Annotated in this window: 22 protein-coding genes; 4 read left to right on the top strand and 18 right to left on the bottom strand. The window is 70.3% G+C overall.

The annotated features are described in order from the left end of the window. Positions 1-785: 785 nt before the first annotated feature. The 15 genes from E5F05_RS05870 to E5F05_RS05800 all read right to left on the bottom strand — a co-directional run bounded on the left by E5F05_RS05870 (position 786) and on the right by E5F05_RS05800 (position 11,636). On the bottom strand, positions 786-974 hold the full coding sequence (locus tag E5F05_RS05870) for a hypothetical protein (protein ID WP_129117510.1): 189 nt from the start codon (positions 972-974) through the stop codon (positions 786-788). A 76-nt stretch (positions 975-1,050) separates the two neighbouring features. Further along, positions 1,051-2,520 (bottom strand): apolipoprotein N-acyltransferase, encoded by a 1,470-nt coding sequence (gene lnt, locus E5F05_RS05865; protein ID WP_201262713.1) that lies wholly within the window; start codon positions 2,518-2,520, stop codon positions 1,051-1,053. After that, the gene (locus E5F05_RS05860) at positions 2,520-3,407 is read right to left on the bottom strand and encodes a cation diffusion facilitator family transporter (RefSeq protein ID WP_103128098.1); all 888 of its coding nucleotides are present in this window, start codon (positions 3,405-3,407) and stop codon (positions 2,520-2,522) included. The genes lnt and E5F05_RS05860 overlap by 1 nt, the downstream gene beginning before the upstream one ends. Positions 3,408-3,450: 43 nt before the next feature. Then, positions 3,451-3,870, bottom strand: coding sequence for a hypothetical protein (locus E5F05_RS05855; protein ID WP_103128097.1), 420 nt, complete (start codon positions 3,868-3,870; stop codon positions 3,451-3,453). Further along, entirely contained in the window at positions 3,867-4,229 is a 363-nt protein-coding gene (locus E5F05_RS05850; RefSeq protein ID WP_103128300.1) for an ArsR/SmtB family transcription factor, read from the bottom strand. The genes E5F05_RS05855 and E5F05_RS05850 overlap by 4 nt, the downstream gene beginning before the upstream one ends. A 35-nt stretch (positions 4,230-4,264) precedes the next feature. Beyond that, positions 4,265-4,891, bottom strand: coding sequence for an SCO family protein (locus E5F05_RS05845; RefSeq protein WP_103128096.1), 627 nt, complete (start codon positions 4,889-4,891; stop codon positions 4,265-4,267). Next, positions 4,888-5,310, bottom strand: coding sequence for a divalent metal cation transporter (locus tag E5F05_RS05840; protein WP_103128095.1), 423 nt, complete (start codon positions 5,308-5,310; stop codon positions 4,888-4,890). Before E5F05_RS05840 ends, E5F05_RS05845 begins: the two co-directional genes overlap by 4 nt. A gap of 27 nt (positions 5,311-5,337) precedes the next feature. Next, positions 5,338-5,589, bottom strand: coding sequence for a hypothetical protein (locus E5F05_RS05835; RefSeq protein ID WP_103128094.1), 252 nt, complete (start codon positions 5,587-5,589; stop codon positions 5,338-5,340). Then, a complete protein-coding gene (locus E5F05_RS05830) occupies positions 5,586-6,479 on the bottom strand; it encodes a cation diffusion facilitator family transporter (protein ID WP_103128093.1) in 894 nt (297 codons plus the stop codon). The genes E5F05_RS05835 and E5F05_RS05830 overlap by 4 nt, the downstream gene beginning before the upstream one ends. Next, positions 6,472-7,104 (bottom strand): DUF305 domain-containing protein, encoded by a 633-nt coding sequence (locus tag E5F05_RS05825; protein WP_103128092.1) that lies wholly within the window; start codon positions 7,102-7,104, stop codon positions 6,472-6,474. The genes E5F05_RS05830 and E5F05_RS05825 overlap by 8 nt, the downstream gene beginning before the upstream one ends. Next, positions 7,074-7,580, bottom strand: a complete 507-nt coding sequence (locus E5F05_RS05820) for a thioredoxin-like domain-containing protein (protein ID WP_103128091.1) — start codon at positions 7,578-7,580, stop codon at positions 7,074-7,076. The genes E5F05_RS05825 and E5F05_RS05820 overlap by 31 nt, the downstream gene beginning before the upstream one ends. Further along, positions 7,577-8,107 carry a signal peptidase II gene (locus E5F05_RS05815; protein WP_235610243.1) on the bottom strand — a complete coding sequence of 177 codons (531 nt, stop codon included), beginning with the start codon at positions 8,105-8,107 and terminating at the stop codon, positions 7,577-7,579. The genes E5F05_RS05820 and E5F05_RS05815 overlap by 4 nt, the downstream gene beginning before the upstream one ends. Beyond that, positions 8,104-8,835 carry a ZIP family metal transporter gene (locus E5F05_RS05810; protein WP_171029498.1) on the bottom strand — a complete coding sequence of 244 codons (732 nt, stop codon included), beginning with the start codon at positions 8,833-8,835 and terminating at the stop codon, positions 8,104-8,106. Before E5F05_RS05810 ends, E5F05_RS05815 begins: the two co-directional genes overlap by 4 nt. Next, positions 8,832-9,086, bottom strand: coding sequence for a glutaredoxin family protein (locus tag E5F05_RS05805; protein ID WP_103128090.1), 255 nt, complete (start codon positions 9,084-9,086; stop codon positions 8,832-8,834). Before E5F05_RS05805 ends, E5F05_RS05810 begins: the two co-directional genes overlap by 4 nt. A gap of 3 nt (positions 9,087-9,089) precedes the next feature. Continuing rightward, positions 9,090-11,636 carry a heavy metal translocating P-type ATPase gene (locus E5F05_RS05800; RefSeq protein WP_103128089.1) on the bottom strand — a complete coding sequence of 849 codons (2,547 nt, stop codon included), beginning with the start codon at positions 11,634-11,636 and terminating at the stop codon, positions 9,090-9,092. Positions 11,637-11,758: 122 nt separating this feature from the next. Here E5F05_RS05800 and E5F05_RS05795 point away from each other — a divergent pair, with 122 nt between their 5' ends. From E5F05_RS05795 to E5F05_RS21265, 4 genes are all read left to right on the top strand, one after another. Then, complete coding sequence (locus tag E5F05_RS05795; protein WP_103128088.1) at positions 11,759-12,004, top strand: DUF2171 domain-containing protein; 246 nt, start codon at positions 11,759-11,761, stop codon at positions 12,002-12,004. Between the two features lie 324 nt (positions 12,005-12,328). Next, a complete protein-coding gene (locus E5F05_RS05790; protein ID WP_103128087.1) occupies positions 12,329-12,550 on the top strand; it encodes a hypothetical protein in 222 nt (73 codons plus the stop codon). Between the two features lie 168 nt (positions 12,551-12,718). Continuing rightward, positions 12,719-12,964, top strand: coding sequence for a DUF2171 domain-containing protein (locus tag E5F05_RS05785; protein ID WP_103128086.1), 246 nt, complete (start codon positions 12,719-12,721; stop codon positions 12,962-12,964). A 109-nt stretch (positions 12,965-13,073) separates the two neighbouring features. Then, positions 13,074-13,235 (top strand): hypothetical protein, encoded by a 162-nt coding sequence (locus tag E5F05_RS21265; protein WP_171029496.1) that lies wholly within the window; start codon positions 13,074-13,076, stop codon positions 13,233-13,235. Positions 13,236-13,395: 160 nt separating this feature from the next. Here E5F05_RS21265 and E5F05_RS05780 read toward each other — a convergent pair whose 3' ends face one another. The 3 genes from E5F05_RS05780 to E5F05_RS05770 all read right to left on the bottom strand — a co-directional run bounded on the left by E5F05_RS05780 (position 13,396) and on the right by E5F05_RS05770 (position 15,808). Further along, positions 13,396-14,490, bottom strand: a complete 1,095-nt coding sequence (locus E5F05_RS05780; RefSeq protein ID WP_103128085.1) for a sensor histidine kinase — start codon at positions 14,488-14,490, stop codon at positions 13,396-13,398. Between the two features lie 13 nt (positions 14,491-14,503). Next, on the bottom strand, positions 14,504-15,172 hold the full coding sequence (locus E5F05_RS05775) for a winged helix-turn-helix domain-containing protein (protein ID WP_103128084.1): 669 nt from the start codon (positions 15,170-15,172) through the stop codon (positions 14,504-14,506). A 69-nt stretch (positions 15,173-15,241) separates the two neighbouring features. Further along, on the bottom strand, positions 15,242-15,808 hold the full coding sequence (locus tag E5F05_RS05770; RefSeq protein ID WP_235610241.1) for a DUF305 domain-containing protein: 567 nt from the start codon (positions 15,806-15,808) through the stop codon (positions 15,242-15,244). Positions 15,809-15,869: the final 61 nt, after the last annotated feature.

Genomic DNA, 15,869 nt, shown 5'->3' with positions numbered 1-15,869 from the left:
TGCTGGTTCCTCCCACGCCCGCTCGCAGAGGAGGAATTGGGAACAGCCGTGCCTGAGTCCACCTGCCCCCACCTGCGTCCTCCCTCCTCGGCCGAAAAGTTGCCCGTGAAGCATGGCCCTATTATATGAATGTTTGTTCATATATACCAGCAGGTTGAAAGGGACGTGGTTGTCGAGCCGACTCTTCTGGACGGCTCCGTGCCGAGGGACACTGTGGGGGAGAAGCTCAGGTGGGAACGACCCCGCGCTAAGGGTCCTCCGTGGCCCGGCGACGGGACCTGTACCGCCAGCCTCTCATGACCGCGCGAGAGGCAAGGGCACCGGTCGGCCGCATCATCAAGCACCAGGACCCCGTCGCTGCCCCGGCCCACGAAGGGGGCTTCACGGTGAAGGTCCGCAGGCGGTTCATGACCCGGATGAGGAGAGCCTGCCTGGTCCGTGGGTCGTCCCACGACGCCACGGCCCGTCGCAAGAGCCGGACAAGTCGAGGGCCCGTTCCCCACGTCATCCCGGTCGAGCGGACCGAACGAGGGGAGAGGCTGCCCCTCAACGTCTGGGGCCACCGCTCTGGTCACCGGCCAGACGCCCACCCTCGACCCGGAGCGTCCCACCCACCGTCGGATTGATCAGCGTGTCGCCCACTCCGGGCAGGCTGAACGCGCTGCGGGTCGAAGGCCCCGGCCACACCCGTCCCCAGCCGTGCGTCTCGGCCCGTCCGACAACGCTGCTTCCCGTCCCATGGCCACGCCCGCACTGGACGCCCGCCCACCTGCCGCCTCCTTCCCTCAGGGTTCGGACGACCGCTGCGGCAGACGCCGCGCGCGTTGGAGGACGCGGTGCTTGAGGGCGGGTGGCGGCGGAACCTCGGGGGCGGCGGCGTCCTCCGGCGGCTGAAGGTCCCGCCGTTCCGGCTGGGGCGCGTGGCCCCCGGCCCGCGCTGGCGCTTCGTGCTGGTCTTTCTGCTGGTCGTTCATGCAGGGGGCCTCCTTTGAGGTACGCCGGGTGGGCTCGCAGGGTTCAACGGGGAGGGGCGGACCCTGACCTCAACCCTCACGAGGCTGGCCCTGTTCCGGGGCGAACCCATCCGCGCGGACCCAGCCCCAACCCCAGCAGCGCCAGCACGCTCAGCGCCGTGACCCACTCCCCCCACCGGACGTACGGGGTGACCGTGGTGGTCTGCGCGAAGAAGACCGGCAGCGCCCCCGCGACCCGCCGCGGCAGCCGGGCCGTGACCCGCCCCGAGGGCGCGATGGCCGCCGTCACCCCGTCGTTGCCCGCCCGCAGCAGCCAGCGCCGGGTCTCGATGGCCCGCACCCGCCCCATCTGGAAGTGCTGCTCGGCCCCCACCGACGGCCCGAACCAGGCGTCGTTCGACACCACCGCCAGGACCCGCGCGCCCCGCCGCACCTGGGCACGCGCGAGGGCCGGGAAGGTCGACTCGTAGCAGATCAGCGCACCCGCCCGCACACTGCCCACCGGCAGCGGCGCCAGGGTGCGGCCGGGCACGGCCCCCGTGAGGGCGGGCAGCCCCAGCGTGCGGAACACAGCCTGGTAGGCCCCGTCCAGCCGCTCGCGGGCCGGGAAGTACTCCCCGAACGGCACCAGCCGCACCTTGTCCTGCCGCCCCCGAACCTGCCCGCCCGCGAAGGCGTACACGCTGTTGCGGTACCCGCCCTCCTCGGTCGGGGCACCCAGCAGCAGTGGCACCCTCAGCGCCGTCAGCGCGCGATCCACCGCCGGTGAGGTGGGCGCGGCCGGGGCGGCCGTCTCGGGCCACACCACCAGGGCCGGGCCGGCGGCCAGGCCCGCCCGGGTCAGCGTCAGGTAGCGTCCCAGTTCATCCGCCGTGCGTCCCTGGGCCTTGGCCCGCGGATCGACGTTGCCCTGCACCAGGAGGGCCCGCTCCGTGGCGGGCGGGTCCGGCGGCCGGGTGAGGCCGTACAGGGTGCCCAGCGACAGCAGCGCCGCCGCGCCCAGCAGGACCCGCGGGCGCCGGTCGGCCAGGGCCGCCGCCGCGAGCGCGACGAGCAGTCCCACCAGCGAGACGCCGCCCAGGTCCGCGAGCTGCACGAGCGGGGTGGACGCGAACGCGTACCCCAGGCTGCCCCAGGTGAACCCGAACGGCCCCAGGCCACGCGCGCTGTCCAGCAGCACCCAGGCGAAGGGCAGGGCCCAGAGCGTGGCCCGGCCCATCAACCGGCGGGTGAGGGCCGCCGTCCCGGCCCACATCAGGGCCAGCCCCCCCACCAGGACCGGGTACAGCGCCGCCACCCCGGGCCCGAAGAGGGGCGACAGGCTGCCGGGCAGCCACAGCAGCAGCGCCCCGAAAATGCCCGTGGCAAAGGCGAAGGTCAGGCGAAAGGCCCGGCCTGGCGGGTGCCGCGCCACGGCCCGGAAGAGCCAGGCCAGGGGCAACGGCGCGAGCCAGCCCAGCGGCGAGGGCGGGAAGGTAAACGAGAGCCCCACCCCGGCGAGGAACGCCAGCAGGAGAAAAGTGCCACGGAACGAAACCCGCTGCATCAGAGGACGAGCACCCCGCGGTGCTTGGCCGCGCTCTCCGGCTCCACATGGATGGTGACCTCACTGTCCGGCACCTCCCGCTCGATCACCCCTTCCAGCCGGTCACAGATGGCGTGGGCCTGCCCCACGGTGAGGTGCTCGGGCACCACCAGGTGGAAGTCGATAAAGGTCAGCCGTCCCGCGTGGCGGGTGCGCAGGTCGTGCGCCTCCAGCGCCCCCTCGGCGTGCTCGGCCACCAGGCGGCGGATCAGCGCCTGCGTCTCGGGGGGCGCGGCCTCGTCCAGCAGGCTGCGCGCGGACGACCGCACCAGCCGCCCGCCCACCCACAGGATGTTGAGCGCCACCAGCATCGCCATGACCGGGTCGAGCACGGTCCAGCCGGTGAGCGCCACCAGCCCCAGGCCGACGAGGACGCCCCCGCTCGTCACCACGTCGGTGAGCAGGTGTTGCCCGTCCGCGACCAGGGCGGGGGAGCGCAGCCACCGCCCGCTGCGGACGAGGTAGGTCCCGTAGCCCGCGTTGAGCAAGGTCGCCCCCAGCGAGACGAGCAGGCCCAGCCCCAGTCCCTCCAGCGGCTTGGGCGCCCTCAGGTCCTGGGACGCGCTGTAAAGGATGCTCACGGCCGCCAGGACGATCAAGACGCCTTCGAGCACGGCGGAGAAATACTCGGCCTTGGCGTGGCCGTAGGGGTGGCCCGCGTCGGCGGGCTTGCGCGCGACCGAGAGGGCGAAGAGGGCCGCCGCGGAGGCGACGACGTTGATAATGCTCTCCAGCGCGTCGGAGTACAGCGCGACGCTGCCGGTCAGCAGGTACGCGCCCGCCTTGAGCGCGAGAATCAGCAGGCCCAGCAGCAGGCTGTACCGGGCCAGTCGGAGGGTACGGTCCACAGGACTCCTTGGGGTCAGCCGGGGGTGACGAAGCCCCGGCGGGCTACGGCTGGCCGCTGATGGTGATGAGGGTGGTCTCCCCCTCCTGCACGGCGTGGTACTGGAGCATCTCCCCGCCCCGGTCCAGAAACGCCGTGTAGTTGCCCGGCAGGGCGTCGTCGGTGAGCTGTCCATACCCCGCGCGTTTGAAGGGGTCGAGGAGGGCTTTCGGCTGCCACCCGGGCAGGCGGTACATCTCCACCCGGGCCTCCCCCCGGCGAACCTCCGCCCGGTAGGTCCGGCTGTACGTCGGGCACTCGGGCGTCAGGCCGGGCGGCAGGGGGGCCAGCCCGTTCCAGAGGGTTCCAGGCCGCCCGATGCAGAAGAGGTCCCCCTGCCAGCGACGTTCCCCCGCGGACCACCAGCCGCCCAAGCCGAGCAGCCCCAGCAGCGCCGCGGCCAGCCCGGTGAAAACGGGTCTCATTCGCGCACGTGGTCCACCGCCCCGCCGATCAACCCGTTGATGTGCTGGTCCAGCAGGCGGTAGTAGGCGACGCGCCCCTCCTTGCGAAAGGCCACCAGGCGGTGGGCGCGCAGGAGCCGAAGTTGGTGGCTGACCGCACTCTCGCTGATTCCGACCACGGCGGACAGATCACAGACGCACAGCTCCTCGGCGTTCAGGGCGCTGAGAATGCGGAATCGGGTGGGATCGGCGATGATCTTGAGGAGCGTGGTGGCGTCCTCGACGCATGCGGCATCGGGCAGGCCAGCGCGGGCGCGCGCGACCGCCTCAGGGTGGACGCAGGTGACCTCGCACGCGTCGTCTTGAGAAGCGGTTCTCATGTCCACAGGGTAGCGCACCGTGGGAGCCGGGACCGTCACCGCATCACCTCCCGCACGTCGGCCGCCACACGGTCCACCTTGGTGAGCTGGGTGTAGTCCCAGACCACCCGCCGCCGGCCCTCGCGGTCGATCAGGTACACGCCGGTGGTGTGGTTGATCTGGTAGCTCAGGCCCTTCACGTCGGCCTTCTGGTAGCCCACGCCCCAGTCGGCGGCGGTGTCGGCGAGTTGAGGTTCAGGAATGAAGACCCCTTTGGCCGACGGGCTGAAGAACCGGACGTACTCCCGCAGCTTGCCCACGTCGTCCCGGGCGGGGTCGAGGGTGACGAGCACGGAGCGGAAATTGGCCCGGTCCGCTTCCGGGAGGGCCTGGCGGACCCGTTCCAGGGCGGCCAGGGTGGTCGGGCAGATGTTCGGGCAGTGCAGGAAGCCGAAAAAGACGGCCACGGTTTGCCCCTTGAGGCCGCTCAAGGCGAAGGGTCGGCCGTCCTCCCCGGTGCCGGTCAGGGCGGGCGCGGTCGTCTCCGCGTCATACACCGTGCCGTAGAAGGGGAAGGGGTTTTTCAGCCGGGCGTAGGCCCAGGCGCCGCCCAGCAGCAGGGTGACGGCCAGGAGTGCCCACAGGAGGGACTGCCAGACGGGACGGGTGGGGGGAGCGGTCATAGGAACAGTTCTCCTTTCCGGAAGGGGGAAGGTCGAGGGCGAGAGCGGGGGGCCGCGACCCGCACAGGGCGGACCGCCCCACTGTCCGCGCCCAGGTTGATGATGTTGGCGACGATCAGGAGGGCCGTGACACTCCACAGCCACCCCGGCGGGTCGTGGCGGCGCAGGTTCCCGCCGATGCCGTGGCCGGTGACCCGCCCCAGCCGGGCACTGACCTCTTGAATGGTGGCCATCCACGGGGAGGAGAACAGCATCGACCACCGCAGGCCGGACCCGAACTGGGCGCCCACCTGGGAAGAGGTGGCGATGCCGCTGGGATCGTCGTCGGAGGCGCCGGTGATCAGGCCGGGACCCAGCGACCGCAGCAGGTGCTGTTTGGTCTCGCGCCGCTCCAGTTCGGACGGGAGGGCATCAGACATGGTGAGGCTCGCGCATGAGGGGCTCCTTTAAAAGAAGGACAGCAGTTCGGCCAGGAGCAGCAGCAGGGCCAGGCCGAGGCCGACGGCCAGGCGCCGCAGGTCGGCGGGCCGGGGGTGCCAGCGCCACTGCCGGACGGCGCTCAGCAGCCAGACCAGTCCGAGACCGCCGTACGCCAGGCCCAGCGCGACATGCTGGTGGCGGAAGGTGGCGACCGCCAGCGCGACGTCCGTCAGCCCGTTGGCCTGGACCAGCAGGTCGGCCTGCCGCCGCCGCTTCACGGGTGAAGGTGGTCCTTGTGTCCGGCGTGGGTGTCCGGGGGTTCCACCTGCACCGTGCTGTGCTCGATGCCGTGGCGCTCGGCAATGGCATGAACCCTGGGCAGCAGGTCCGCCGCCGGCTGGCCCGCCACCACCAGGTGGGCGGTGAGGCTGTGCAGGCCGCTGGTCACGCTCCAGACGTGCAGGTCGTGCACCTCCCGCACGCCGGGCAGGGCCGCGAGTTCCGCCCGCAGGCGGTCCAGGTTCACGCCCTCCGGCACCCCTTCGAGCAGCACGTTCACGCTGGCCCTGAGCAGAACCCAGGTGCGCGGCAGGACCCACAGCCCGATCAAGGCGCCCAGCACCGGGTCCACCCAGGTCAGGCCCGTGAAGCGGATCACCAGCGCTCCCACGATCACGGCCACCGAGCCCAGCAAGTCTCCCATGACCTCCAGGTACGCGGACTTCACGTTCAGGCTGTGTTCGCTGCCCGAGGCGAGCAGGCGCGCGCTGATCAGGTTCACGATCAGCCCGAGGACGGCCACGACCAGCATGGTGGTACTCTGCACCTCCACCGGCTCGCGCAACCGGCGGTACGCCTCGAAGAGGATGTACAGCCCGATGGCGAACAGCGCCCCGGCGTTCACGGCCGCCGCCAGGATCTCGGCCCGGCGGTACCCGAAGGTGCGCTGCCCGTCCGCCGCCCGCTGGCCGATCCGAATCGCGAAGAGCGACAGGACCAGCGCCATCACGTCGGTCAGCATGTGCCCGGCGTCCGAGAGGAGCGCCAGGCTGCCCGACAGGAAGCCGTAGATGACCTCGACGACCAGGAACGTGCCGGTCAGGGCGAGGGCCAGGCGGAGCTGCCGCGCGCTGGCGTTCGCGCCGTGGCTGTGCCCGTGCTCACTCATGGGTCATGCCGTCCATCTCCGGCTGCATTTCCGGTTGGGCTTCCCCCCCCGCCATGCGCTTCCCGAGCAGCGCGTCGATGGCCTGAATCTCCGAGGTCTGGGCCGCCACCACCCGCTCGGCGAAGGCCCGGACCTCCGGGCGCTTCACGGTCGTCAGGGCCGACTTCGCCATCGCCACGCCCCCCTGATGGTGGCGGCGCATCAAGACCAGGTAGCGGGTCTGCGCCGTGTTGACGGGGAGGTGCCGGAGCTGCCGCACGTCCCCGTCAGACGCCAGGCCCATGCGGGCGCGGTCCATGCCCGCCATCGGGGCCTCCCGGCCCGCCAGCGGGCGCCCCCAGGCCATCAGCCAGCCCTGCATCTGCCCGATCTGCGCCTGCTGCCCCAGCAGGATGTCCTGAGCCAGCAGCCGGATCGCCGGGTCCGCCGCCCGCTTGACCAGCGTCACGCTCATGTCCACGGCCTGCGCATGGTGCGCGCTCATGTCCCGGGCAAAGCTGACCTCGGAACTCCCCTCGGCGGGCGGGCGGGGCCAAGTGACGGCCGCGCCCACGCCGAGGACCGCCGCGGCCAGCACCCCACCCGCCCAGGCGGTTAGACCGTGCCGTTGTACGCGCCGCTGCATGAGGCCCCGATCTCCGGGGCTTCGCCCCCCTGCTCATACGTCTGGAGGAACTGCTTCACCCGGGGGTCCGAGACGTCCTGCACCACGAGCTGCCTGTTCCAGGCCGTGAGGACGAGGGGGGCCTTCTGCGACTCGTGGGGCGAGAGCAGGGTGTAGGAGCGTCCCTCCACCAGTGTCTTCAGGGCCCCGACCTGATCGGCGGGCAGGCCCGGCTGGTAGCTGAGCCACACCGCCCCGTGCTCCAGGCTGTGCACGGCGTACTCGTCGTAGAGCGGGCGGTCGTACACGCCGCAGTTCTGCCAGGCGGGGTTGTGGGGTCCGCCCGCCGGGGGCGTCTGCGCGTAGGTGATGCGCCCCTCCTGGTGGGCTCCCCCCTTGTTCTGGAAGCTCTGGACGCCCTCAATCTCACCGCCTCCCCGGTTGCAGGAGGCAAGCGCGAGCAGGGCGGGCAGGGTCAGCAGGACAGTTCGGTTCATGAATTCTCCTTGGGTTGAGAGGTAGCACACCGGTCAGAGGCGGAATGTCCAGCGCGGCGTTCCATCCGCCGGGCGTGCAGCAGCAGCCAGAGGGTGCCCGTACAGACCAGCACGTCCGACAGGTTGAAGATGGGAAAGGGGCGGCCCGTCAGCGGCCGCGCGACCACGTCCAGCACGGGGGCAGTGAGGTAATCGACGACCGCACCGCGAGTCAGGCCGTCCAAGGCGTTCCCGAGCGCCCCCGCCGCGATCAGCGCGAGCGGCCAGACGCGCCCGGTGGGGAGCCGGCCGGAGAGCAGGCCGGCCACGATCCCCAGGCCGACCAGCAGGCGCAGGAGGGCCAGCGGGGAGGTCAGGCCGCCCAGCAGGCCCCAGGCCATGCCGGGGTTCAGGGTGAAGCCCAGGTGCAGCAGGCCGGGCACCAAGGGGCGGTCCACGCCCGGGGTCAGGTTCGCCGCGGCCCAGGCCTTGAGCCCTCCCTCCAGGGCCAGCAGGGCCGCGATCAGCAGCAGGGGCCCCCACCTCACGACGCCAACTCCAGCAGGTACAGGGCCACGAAGCCCGCGAAGAAGGCGGCGGTGATGGGCGGCGTCTCCTTGACCTCGTGCGCCTCGGTGAGCAGTTCCTCGGTCACCAGGAACAGCAGGGCCGCCGCGCCAAAGGACAGCACGATCTCCAGGGCGAGACCCGAGAGCCCCTGGAGGAGCGTCCCCCCCAGCAGCGCGCCCACGATCACCAGCAGGCTCAGCCCGGCCACGGTGAGGACCGTGCGGCCCCGGGATGTGCCGGACTGGCCCAGGCTGGAGGCCACCGAGACACCCAGGAACAGCAGTTCCAGCGTCAGGGCCACCACCAGCAGCGTGCCCACCCGCGCGCCCGCCGCGAAGCCCACCCCGATCAGCAGCCCGTCGATCAGCACGTCGAGGCCCACCACGGTCACCAGGCCGACGTTCCCACGCGGGGCGGAGCCGCCCGCTGCCGGACGTTCCAGGCGCCCGGCCAGGTGCCGGATGACGAGCATCAGGCCCACGCCCAGCGAGAAGCCGATCACCACGCCGAGCGGCTGGTGGCCCCGGGTGATTTCCGGCAGCAGTTCGCCCGCCACGGCGGCGAACACCACGCCCGCGGCGAAGTGCTGGACGAAGGAGCGCAGCCGCTCGCCGGGGGTTCGGTAGCTGGCGAGGACGCCCCCGAGCAAGGTGGCCGCCACCGGGATCGACGTGAGGGACAGGAGTTGCACGGTGAGGGCGTTCAAGCGGCGGTCTCTCCCCGCAGGGCCGCCAGAATCCGCGGGCGCTGGTCGTCGAAGGGGCCGTAAAAGGCCTGCTCGCCGATCACGGTGACGGGGGCGATGCGGACCTGCGCCCTGGCCTGCATCTCCGCCAGGGCCTGCGGGTCCCCTCGCACGTTCTTCTCAGTAAAGGCGGCGCCCTGGCGGGTCAGCAGCCGCTTGATGGCCTGGCAGTCCGCGCAGTTCGGGACGGTGTAGAGCGTGATCTCGGGCATGGCTCAGGCGCGGGTGGGGGTCGGGGCGGCGGTGACGGTGCGGGGGGCGGCGGGACCGCCCCCCTTCCAGCGCAGCAGGCGCAGGGCGTTGGCCGTGACGATGGCGGTCGCGCCGGTGTCGGCCAGAATCGCCATCCACAGGTTGGTGTACCCCAGCAGGGTCGTGACCAGGAAGATCGCCTTGAGGCCCAGCGCGAAGGCGATGTTCACCTTGATGTTCTGCATGGTGGCGCGTGACAGGGAGACCAGATGGGCGACGCCGGTGACGCGTTCTTGCAGCAGGGCGGCGTCGGCGGTCTCCAGGGCCACGTCGGTGCCGCCGCCCATCGCGATGCCCACGTCCGACTGGGCCAGCGCGGGCGCGTCGTTGATACCGTCCCCCACCATCGCCACGCCCCCCTTCGCCTTCAGATCCGCGATCAAACGCAGCTTGTCCTCGGGCAGCAACTCGGCCCGCACGTCCATCCCGAGGTCAGAGGCGATGGCCTGCCCGGTACGGGCATTGTCCCCGGTGAGCATCACCGTCTGGACGCCCAGCCCGCGAAGCTGCGCGATGGCCTCCCGGGCGTCAGGACGGGGCTCGTCGCGGATGGCGATGACACCCAGGGGAACAGTCCCGTCCCGCAGCACGACCGCCGTGCGGCCCTGCTCCTCGAACGCCGTGATCTTCGCCCGCACGCTGCCGGGCAAGGGAGCGAACGTATCCGCGTGCCGCGGCGAGCTGACGCTGAGCGTCCGGCCCTCGACGGTGGCCGTGACCGCCTTGCCGGGAATTGCCTGCGCGTCCGTGACGGGGGGCAGGGTGAGGCCACCCTGCCGGGCGGCGTCCGTGATGGCCTTGGCCAGCGGGTGACTGCTGCCCGACTCCACGGCGGCGGCCAGGCGCAGCACCTCGTTGCGGTCCAGGTTCACCCCAAGGACGTCGGTCACGCGCGGCTTCCCGGCCGTCAGCGTCCCGGTCTTGTCGAACGCGACCGTCTTGACGCTCCCGATGCTCTCCAGCGCGGCCCCGCCCTTGATCAGCAGTCCGCGCCGGGTTCCCGCGCTGATCCCGCTGGTGATGGCCGCAGGCACACTCAGGACCAGGGCGCAGGGGCAACCGATCAGCAGCAGGGCGATCCCCTTGTAGAGCCAAGGGTGCCACTGGGCTCCGAAGAACAGGGGCGGAACCAGGGCGACCAGGGCGGACACCGCCACCACCCCGGGGGTGTAGTACCGGCTGAAGCGGTCGATGAAGCGCGCGGTGGGCGCCTTGCTGCCCTCCGCCTCCTCGACCATGTGAATGATCCGGGCGATGGTGTTGTCGCTGGCGGCCTTATCCACCCGCACGGTCAGCACCCCGTCGGTGTTGATGCTGCCCGCGTACACGCTGTTCCCCGCGCTCTTCACAACCGGGACGCTCTCCCCCGTCACGGGGCTGTCGTCGAGACTGGAGGTGCCGCTCAGGATGGTGCCGTCGGCGGGCACCCGCGCCCCCGGATTCACCTGCACGGTCTGCCCGACCCGCAGGGCATTGGCAGGTACCTCGCGGGTGCCCTGACCTTCAACGAGCAGGGCCGTCTTGGGAGCCAGCGCTGCGAGCGCCTGAATCCCGGCGCGGGCCCGACCGGCGGCGATGCCCTCCAGGAGTTCGCCGACCGCGAAGAAGAACACGACGACCGCGCCCTCGGCCGCTTCCCCGATCAGGATAGCGCCGAGGGCGGCGAGGCTCACCAGCGTGTTGATGCTGAAGTAGTCCCCGAAGCGGGCACTCGCCACCGCCTTCTTCGCCAGCGGCCACACGCCGATCAAGGTCGCGGCGATAAAACCGACGGTGGCGAACTGAGGCTCGATAAAGCCGAACAGCCAGGCCAGGGCGAGCAGCACGCCGGAGGTCACGACCAGCTTGCCCTGCCCGGTCGCGTACCAGGGCTGACCCGGTTTGGGGATCTCGTGGGTGTGACCATGACCCCCGGGGTCGTGATCGTGGCTGCCGTGATCGTGGTCGTGGTGGTCCTGCCCCGCGTGGTCATGGCCCTCGTGGCTCTTGGCGGCGGACGGAGAGGCCGCTCCTCCCTGCAGGGAAGGGGTGTAGCCCAGGGAGTGCAGGTTGCGCTCCAGCAGGGCGCGAGGGGTCTGGCGCTCGTCGAGGTCGAGTTCCAGGGTCTGCTTGTTGAAGCTGGTCTTCACGCCGCTCGCGCCCGGCACGGTGGCCATCATGCGTTCGACCTTCTGCACGCAACTCGCACAATCCATCCCGTCCACGAAGTAGGTCAGGTGGGAGAGGTCCTCGATCGGGGTGAGGGGGGCGGCACGGCTCAGCAATTCAGGTGTGTAACCCAGCGCCTGGAGATTTTGTTCCAGGGTTGTGCGTGAAGTCCGGGTCTCGTCGAGGTCCAGGTCGAGCGTCTGCTTGTTGAAGCTCGTTTTGACGCCGCTCGCGCCGGGCAGCGTGGCCATCATGCGCTCGACTTTTTGCACGCAACTCGCACAGTCCATCCCGTCCACGAAATAGGTCAGGTGAGCGGTCTCCGGCAAAGGGGCATCTGGGCGGGGGGGTGAGGCCGTCATGGGTTCAGTATACCTGAGTGAACATTCATATGTAAGTCTGTTCAGCCATGAAGCGGGGTTGACAGGAGGCTCATTTCCACCTTGGAAAGAAGAACGTACGCTGTCTGGACAGGAGGCACCCGATGACGATGCAGTCGCAGATCAAGCCAGGCATGCCGGTGAAGTGTGCGGACGGAATGGATCACGGCCAGGTGGACGGCGTGGACGGGGAGTACATCAAGCTGTCGGGGGGCGATTCCGCACAGCCGCACTGGCTGCCCATAAGTGCCGTGGACCATGTGGATCAGCACGTCCACCTGAACCTGGGCCACGAACAGGTCCACCAGCAGTGGTTGAGTGAGGACCCCCATCCCGAACACCGCCAGTAATCCGTCAAGAGATCAGTGCCCGGGGACGTCCATACGGACGTCCCCGGGCCCCATCCTGAGAGAGGTCGGCGGTGGACCTTCTGCGTTCGGCTCCATGAAGGGGAGAGGTCGAACGCTCAACCGCCCGATTAACCCCACCGGATGACCGGAACCCCATCGTTCGCCACGCTGACACGCTCAACGAGGCAAAGATATGGTCCGGCCAGGCATCAGGTCTTGGTCCCCGGAGAGGCCATTCAGAGGTGAGGTTGTCGGTCATCCAGTCTTGGCACTCTTCGACGCTTTGCAGAGGCCCTCAATCGTGGTGCCGGCGGTGGTCCCGCCATGCTCGTCATGGTGTCCCCAGTCGTGCCGGTCCTCGTGGTGGCGGTCGCGCTCATGATGCTCGTCGTGGCGCGGGACCATCGGTCGGGAGCCATGAGCCCCACGGCCGTACTCGTCGTGGTCCTCCCTTTCGCGCTGGACCACCCCCTGCTGTTGAATCTCGCGGAGGGTCAGGGGCAATTCCGGGTGGGCTTCCAGGTGAGCAGAAGAATGAACGGTTGAGGATGGATGCCCTCCTGCGGCTTCACGGGGGCACAGGTGAGCCACGCCCGTCCATATTGACTGAACAACTGTTCATACATGCGCACAAAAGAGGAATAAGGTCGCGCTTGGGCTGTCCCACTCCCCGGAGAGACCGGAGGATGGAGGCGGACCCAGGGAGGTCAGACCATGACGACGGGAGCACAGATTCAGGAGCACATGCCGGTGATTTGCGCGGACGGGCACCGGCACGGCGAGGTGGACCGGGTAGACGGGGAGTACATCAAGCTGAGCCGGGACGACTCGGGGACGCACCACTGGCTGCCGCTGAGCGCGGTGGATCACGTGGACGAGCATGTGCACCTGAAGCTGAACCACGAGCAGGTGCATCAGCAGTGGCTGAGCGAGGACCCCCACCCCGAACACCGGCAGTAAGACGTAAGACGGAAGGAGCGGCCACCCGGCCGCTCCTTGCCCCCTCTCCGGTCAGGCGGCGTGTGTGGCCGTCACATCCCCGCGATGCGCCCCTGAACGTCTCGGTGCCATGAAGGGCGGCCTCGACACCATCCTGAATCACCTGAAGGCGGCGGGGGCCACCGTGTTGCTGGAGGATGTCGTGCGGCGGTCACCGCTGCTGTTCGAGCACGTCAACGTGCTGGGGCGGGACCACGTTGAGCTGTCTCCTCTGCTCGCGCAGGGCGCCTGACGGCCCCTTCGCCGACCTGGACCGGCCCGGTGAGAGCGAGGTGCTGGAGGCTGAGCGTTGGTTTCCGCGCCACGGCTGGCGCTCCCCCAAAAGCCACAAAACGTCGCCCTTTGGGGCGGCGTTTGTCCGACTTCGGCTCACAGCGACCAATGGGAAGACCTCAGGTGCTCCCCGTATGGGCGGCCAGCAACGTGAAGCCGAACGTGCTGCCTCCTGGCCCCGACGTGACGGTGAGCGTGCCGCCCATGCGCTCGATTAGGCCCTTGGCGATGGTGAGGCCCACCCCGCTTCCCTCGCCCCGGGTCCGCGCCGGGTCCACCCGGTAGAACCGCTCGAAGATGCGGCCCAGGTGCTCCTCGGGAATGCCGCTCCCGGTGTCCCGCACCTCAAAGGTCACCCGACCGTCCGCCGCGTGGGCCGCAAGCGTGACGGACCCGCCGCTGGGAGTGTGCCGCAGGGCGTTCGAGAGCAGGTTCGCCAGGACCTGCGAGGCCCGCTCGAAGTCCGCCGTGACCCGTGGGAGAGGGTCGTCCGTTTGCAGGGCCAGGTGGATGCCCCGGTCCTGAGCGGCGCCCTCGAAGCGCTCCAGCGCGGCCCTCAGCAACTCCCCCGGTCGGAAGTCCGTCGGGTGCAGCTCCACGGCGCCCGCCTCCACCCGGGACACCAGGCTCAGGTCCCGCACCAGCCGTTCCATCGCCACTGTCTCCCGCACGATGGCGTCCGAGGCCACCTCGGGGGCCAGCACCCGGTCTCTCAGCGCCTCGGCGTACCCACGCAGGGCGGCCAGGGGGGTGCGCAGTTCGTGCGCCACGTTCGAGATCAGTTCCACCCGGCCCTGCTCGACCCGCTCCAGCGCCCCGGCCATCCGGTTGTAGTGCCGCGCGAGGTCGGTCAGCTCGTCGCGGCCCTCCTCGGGCAGGCGCCGCCGGTACTCCCCGGCCGCGATGGCGTGGCTGCCGTCCCGCAGCAGGGTCACGCTCCGCACCACCCGCCGCGCCGAGAGCAGGGCCGTCAGGGCGGCCACCAGCAGCGCGAGGGGGAGGGACACCAGCAGGGCGGAGTTGAGGGTGCGGCGCATCCCCCGTTCCAGGTCGGGGCGCAGGCTGGCCCCGTCCGGGCCGATCAGGCGCACCATCTGCTCGACGTGGTGGCGCACGAAGGCGGGGGCGAGCAGTTCGGTCAGGACCAGCATGGCGCCGACGGCGATCAGGATGACCAGCAGGTGCGACAGGAACAGGCGGGGGTAGAGCTTCACGGGACCTCCTCGCTCAAGTGTCGGTCCTGAAGCGGTAGCCGACGCCCCGCACCGTCTCGATGAAACGGGGTCGGTCGGCGTCATCTCCGAGCTTCTTGCGCAGGCCCGTCACATGCACGTCCACCACCCGCTCGGTGCCGGGGAAGTCCTGGCCCCAGACCCGTTCCAGCAACCGCTCCCGGGTCCAGGCGAGGCCGGGGTGGGAGGCGAGCGCGGCCAGCAGGTCGTATTCCAGCTTGGAGAGGTCGATGGGTTGCCCGTCCAAGGTCGCCGTGCGGGCGCGCAGGTCAAGTTCCAGGCCCCCGCTGCTCACCGTGTCGCGGACGCCCACCCGGCGCAGCAGGGCGCGGACCCGGGCGACGACCTCCCGAGGGCTAAAGGGCTTGACCACGTAGTCGTCGAGGCCGAGGTCCAGACCGCGCAGCTTGTCTTCTTCTTCCCCTCGTGCGGTGAGCATCAGGATGGGCAGGTCGAGGCGGGCGGCCCGAGCTTCCCGGGCCAGTTCCAGGCCAGACACACCGGGCAGCATCCAGTCGAGGATGGCGAGGTCGGCACGGGGGAGCAGGGTGCGGGCCTGAATCCCGTCGGCCGCTTCCAGAACCGTGTGTCCTTCCGCAGCGAGGTAGGCGCGCAGGATTTCGAGGATGGCGGGGTCGTCGTCCACAATCAGGACGTTGGGCATGGGGTCTCCGGGGGGAGGCGGGGCACAAAGGAGCCCCACCGGAGGGGTGGGGCACGGTGTCGCGGACGCTCAGCGCAGCAGGTAGGCCTTGAAGTCGTACATCTCGGCGGCCTGGGCGCGGGTGATGTCGCGGGCGAGCCCCAGCACGCTGAGGTTCTGCGATTTCTGGAGGGCGAGGTTCGCCATGTCGATGGCGGAGGCGTGGTGCGGAATCATGCCCTGCACGAAGGCGCGGTCCTTGTTGCTGGCGCTTTTCACGCTGCTCGCCATGTCGCCCATCATGCTCGCCTGCATCTCGCTGTCGGCGCCGCCGTAACTCTTCAGCAGGGTGTTCATCTGGGCGATCTCCCGGTTCTGGTCCCGGATGATGGTGTTCGCCCAGGCCTTGACCTTGGGGTCCCGGGTGCCGAGGACGGCCTGGCTCATGGCGACGGCGGCCTGGTGGTGCGGGATCATCATGGAGAGAAAGGCGCGGTCGAAGGCCTTGCCGGTCATCGCCTTCAGAGCGCTCAGGTCCATCGGCGGGTTCATGCCGGTCGCGGGGGTGGCCATGTGCATAGTGCCGTGGTTCATCTGGGCGAGGGCCGGGGTGGGCAGGGCGCCCAGGGCCAGCACGGTCAGGAGTGTTTTCCGCATGCGTGCAGGCTAGGGGGGTGCTGTTAAGCTCGTGTCAAGCGGGAGAGGGGGGACGGTGGGT

This window comes from Deinococcus metallilatus, from assembly GCF_004758605.1.
In the GTDB taxonomy this organism is placed as follows: domain Bacteria; phylum Deinococcota; class Deinococci; order Deinococcales; family Deinococcaceae; genus Deinococcus; species Deinococcus metallilatus.
Note: the sequence above shows the minus strand (reverse complement) of the source record. Positions and strands in the feature narration are given on the sequence as shown.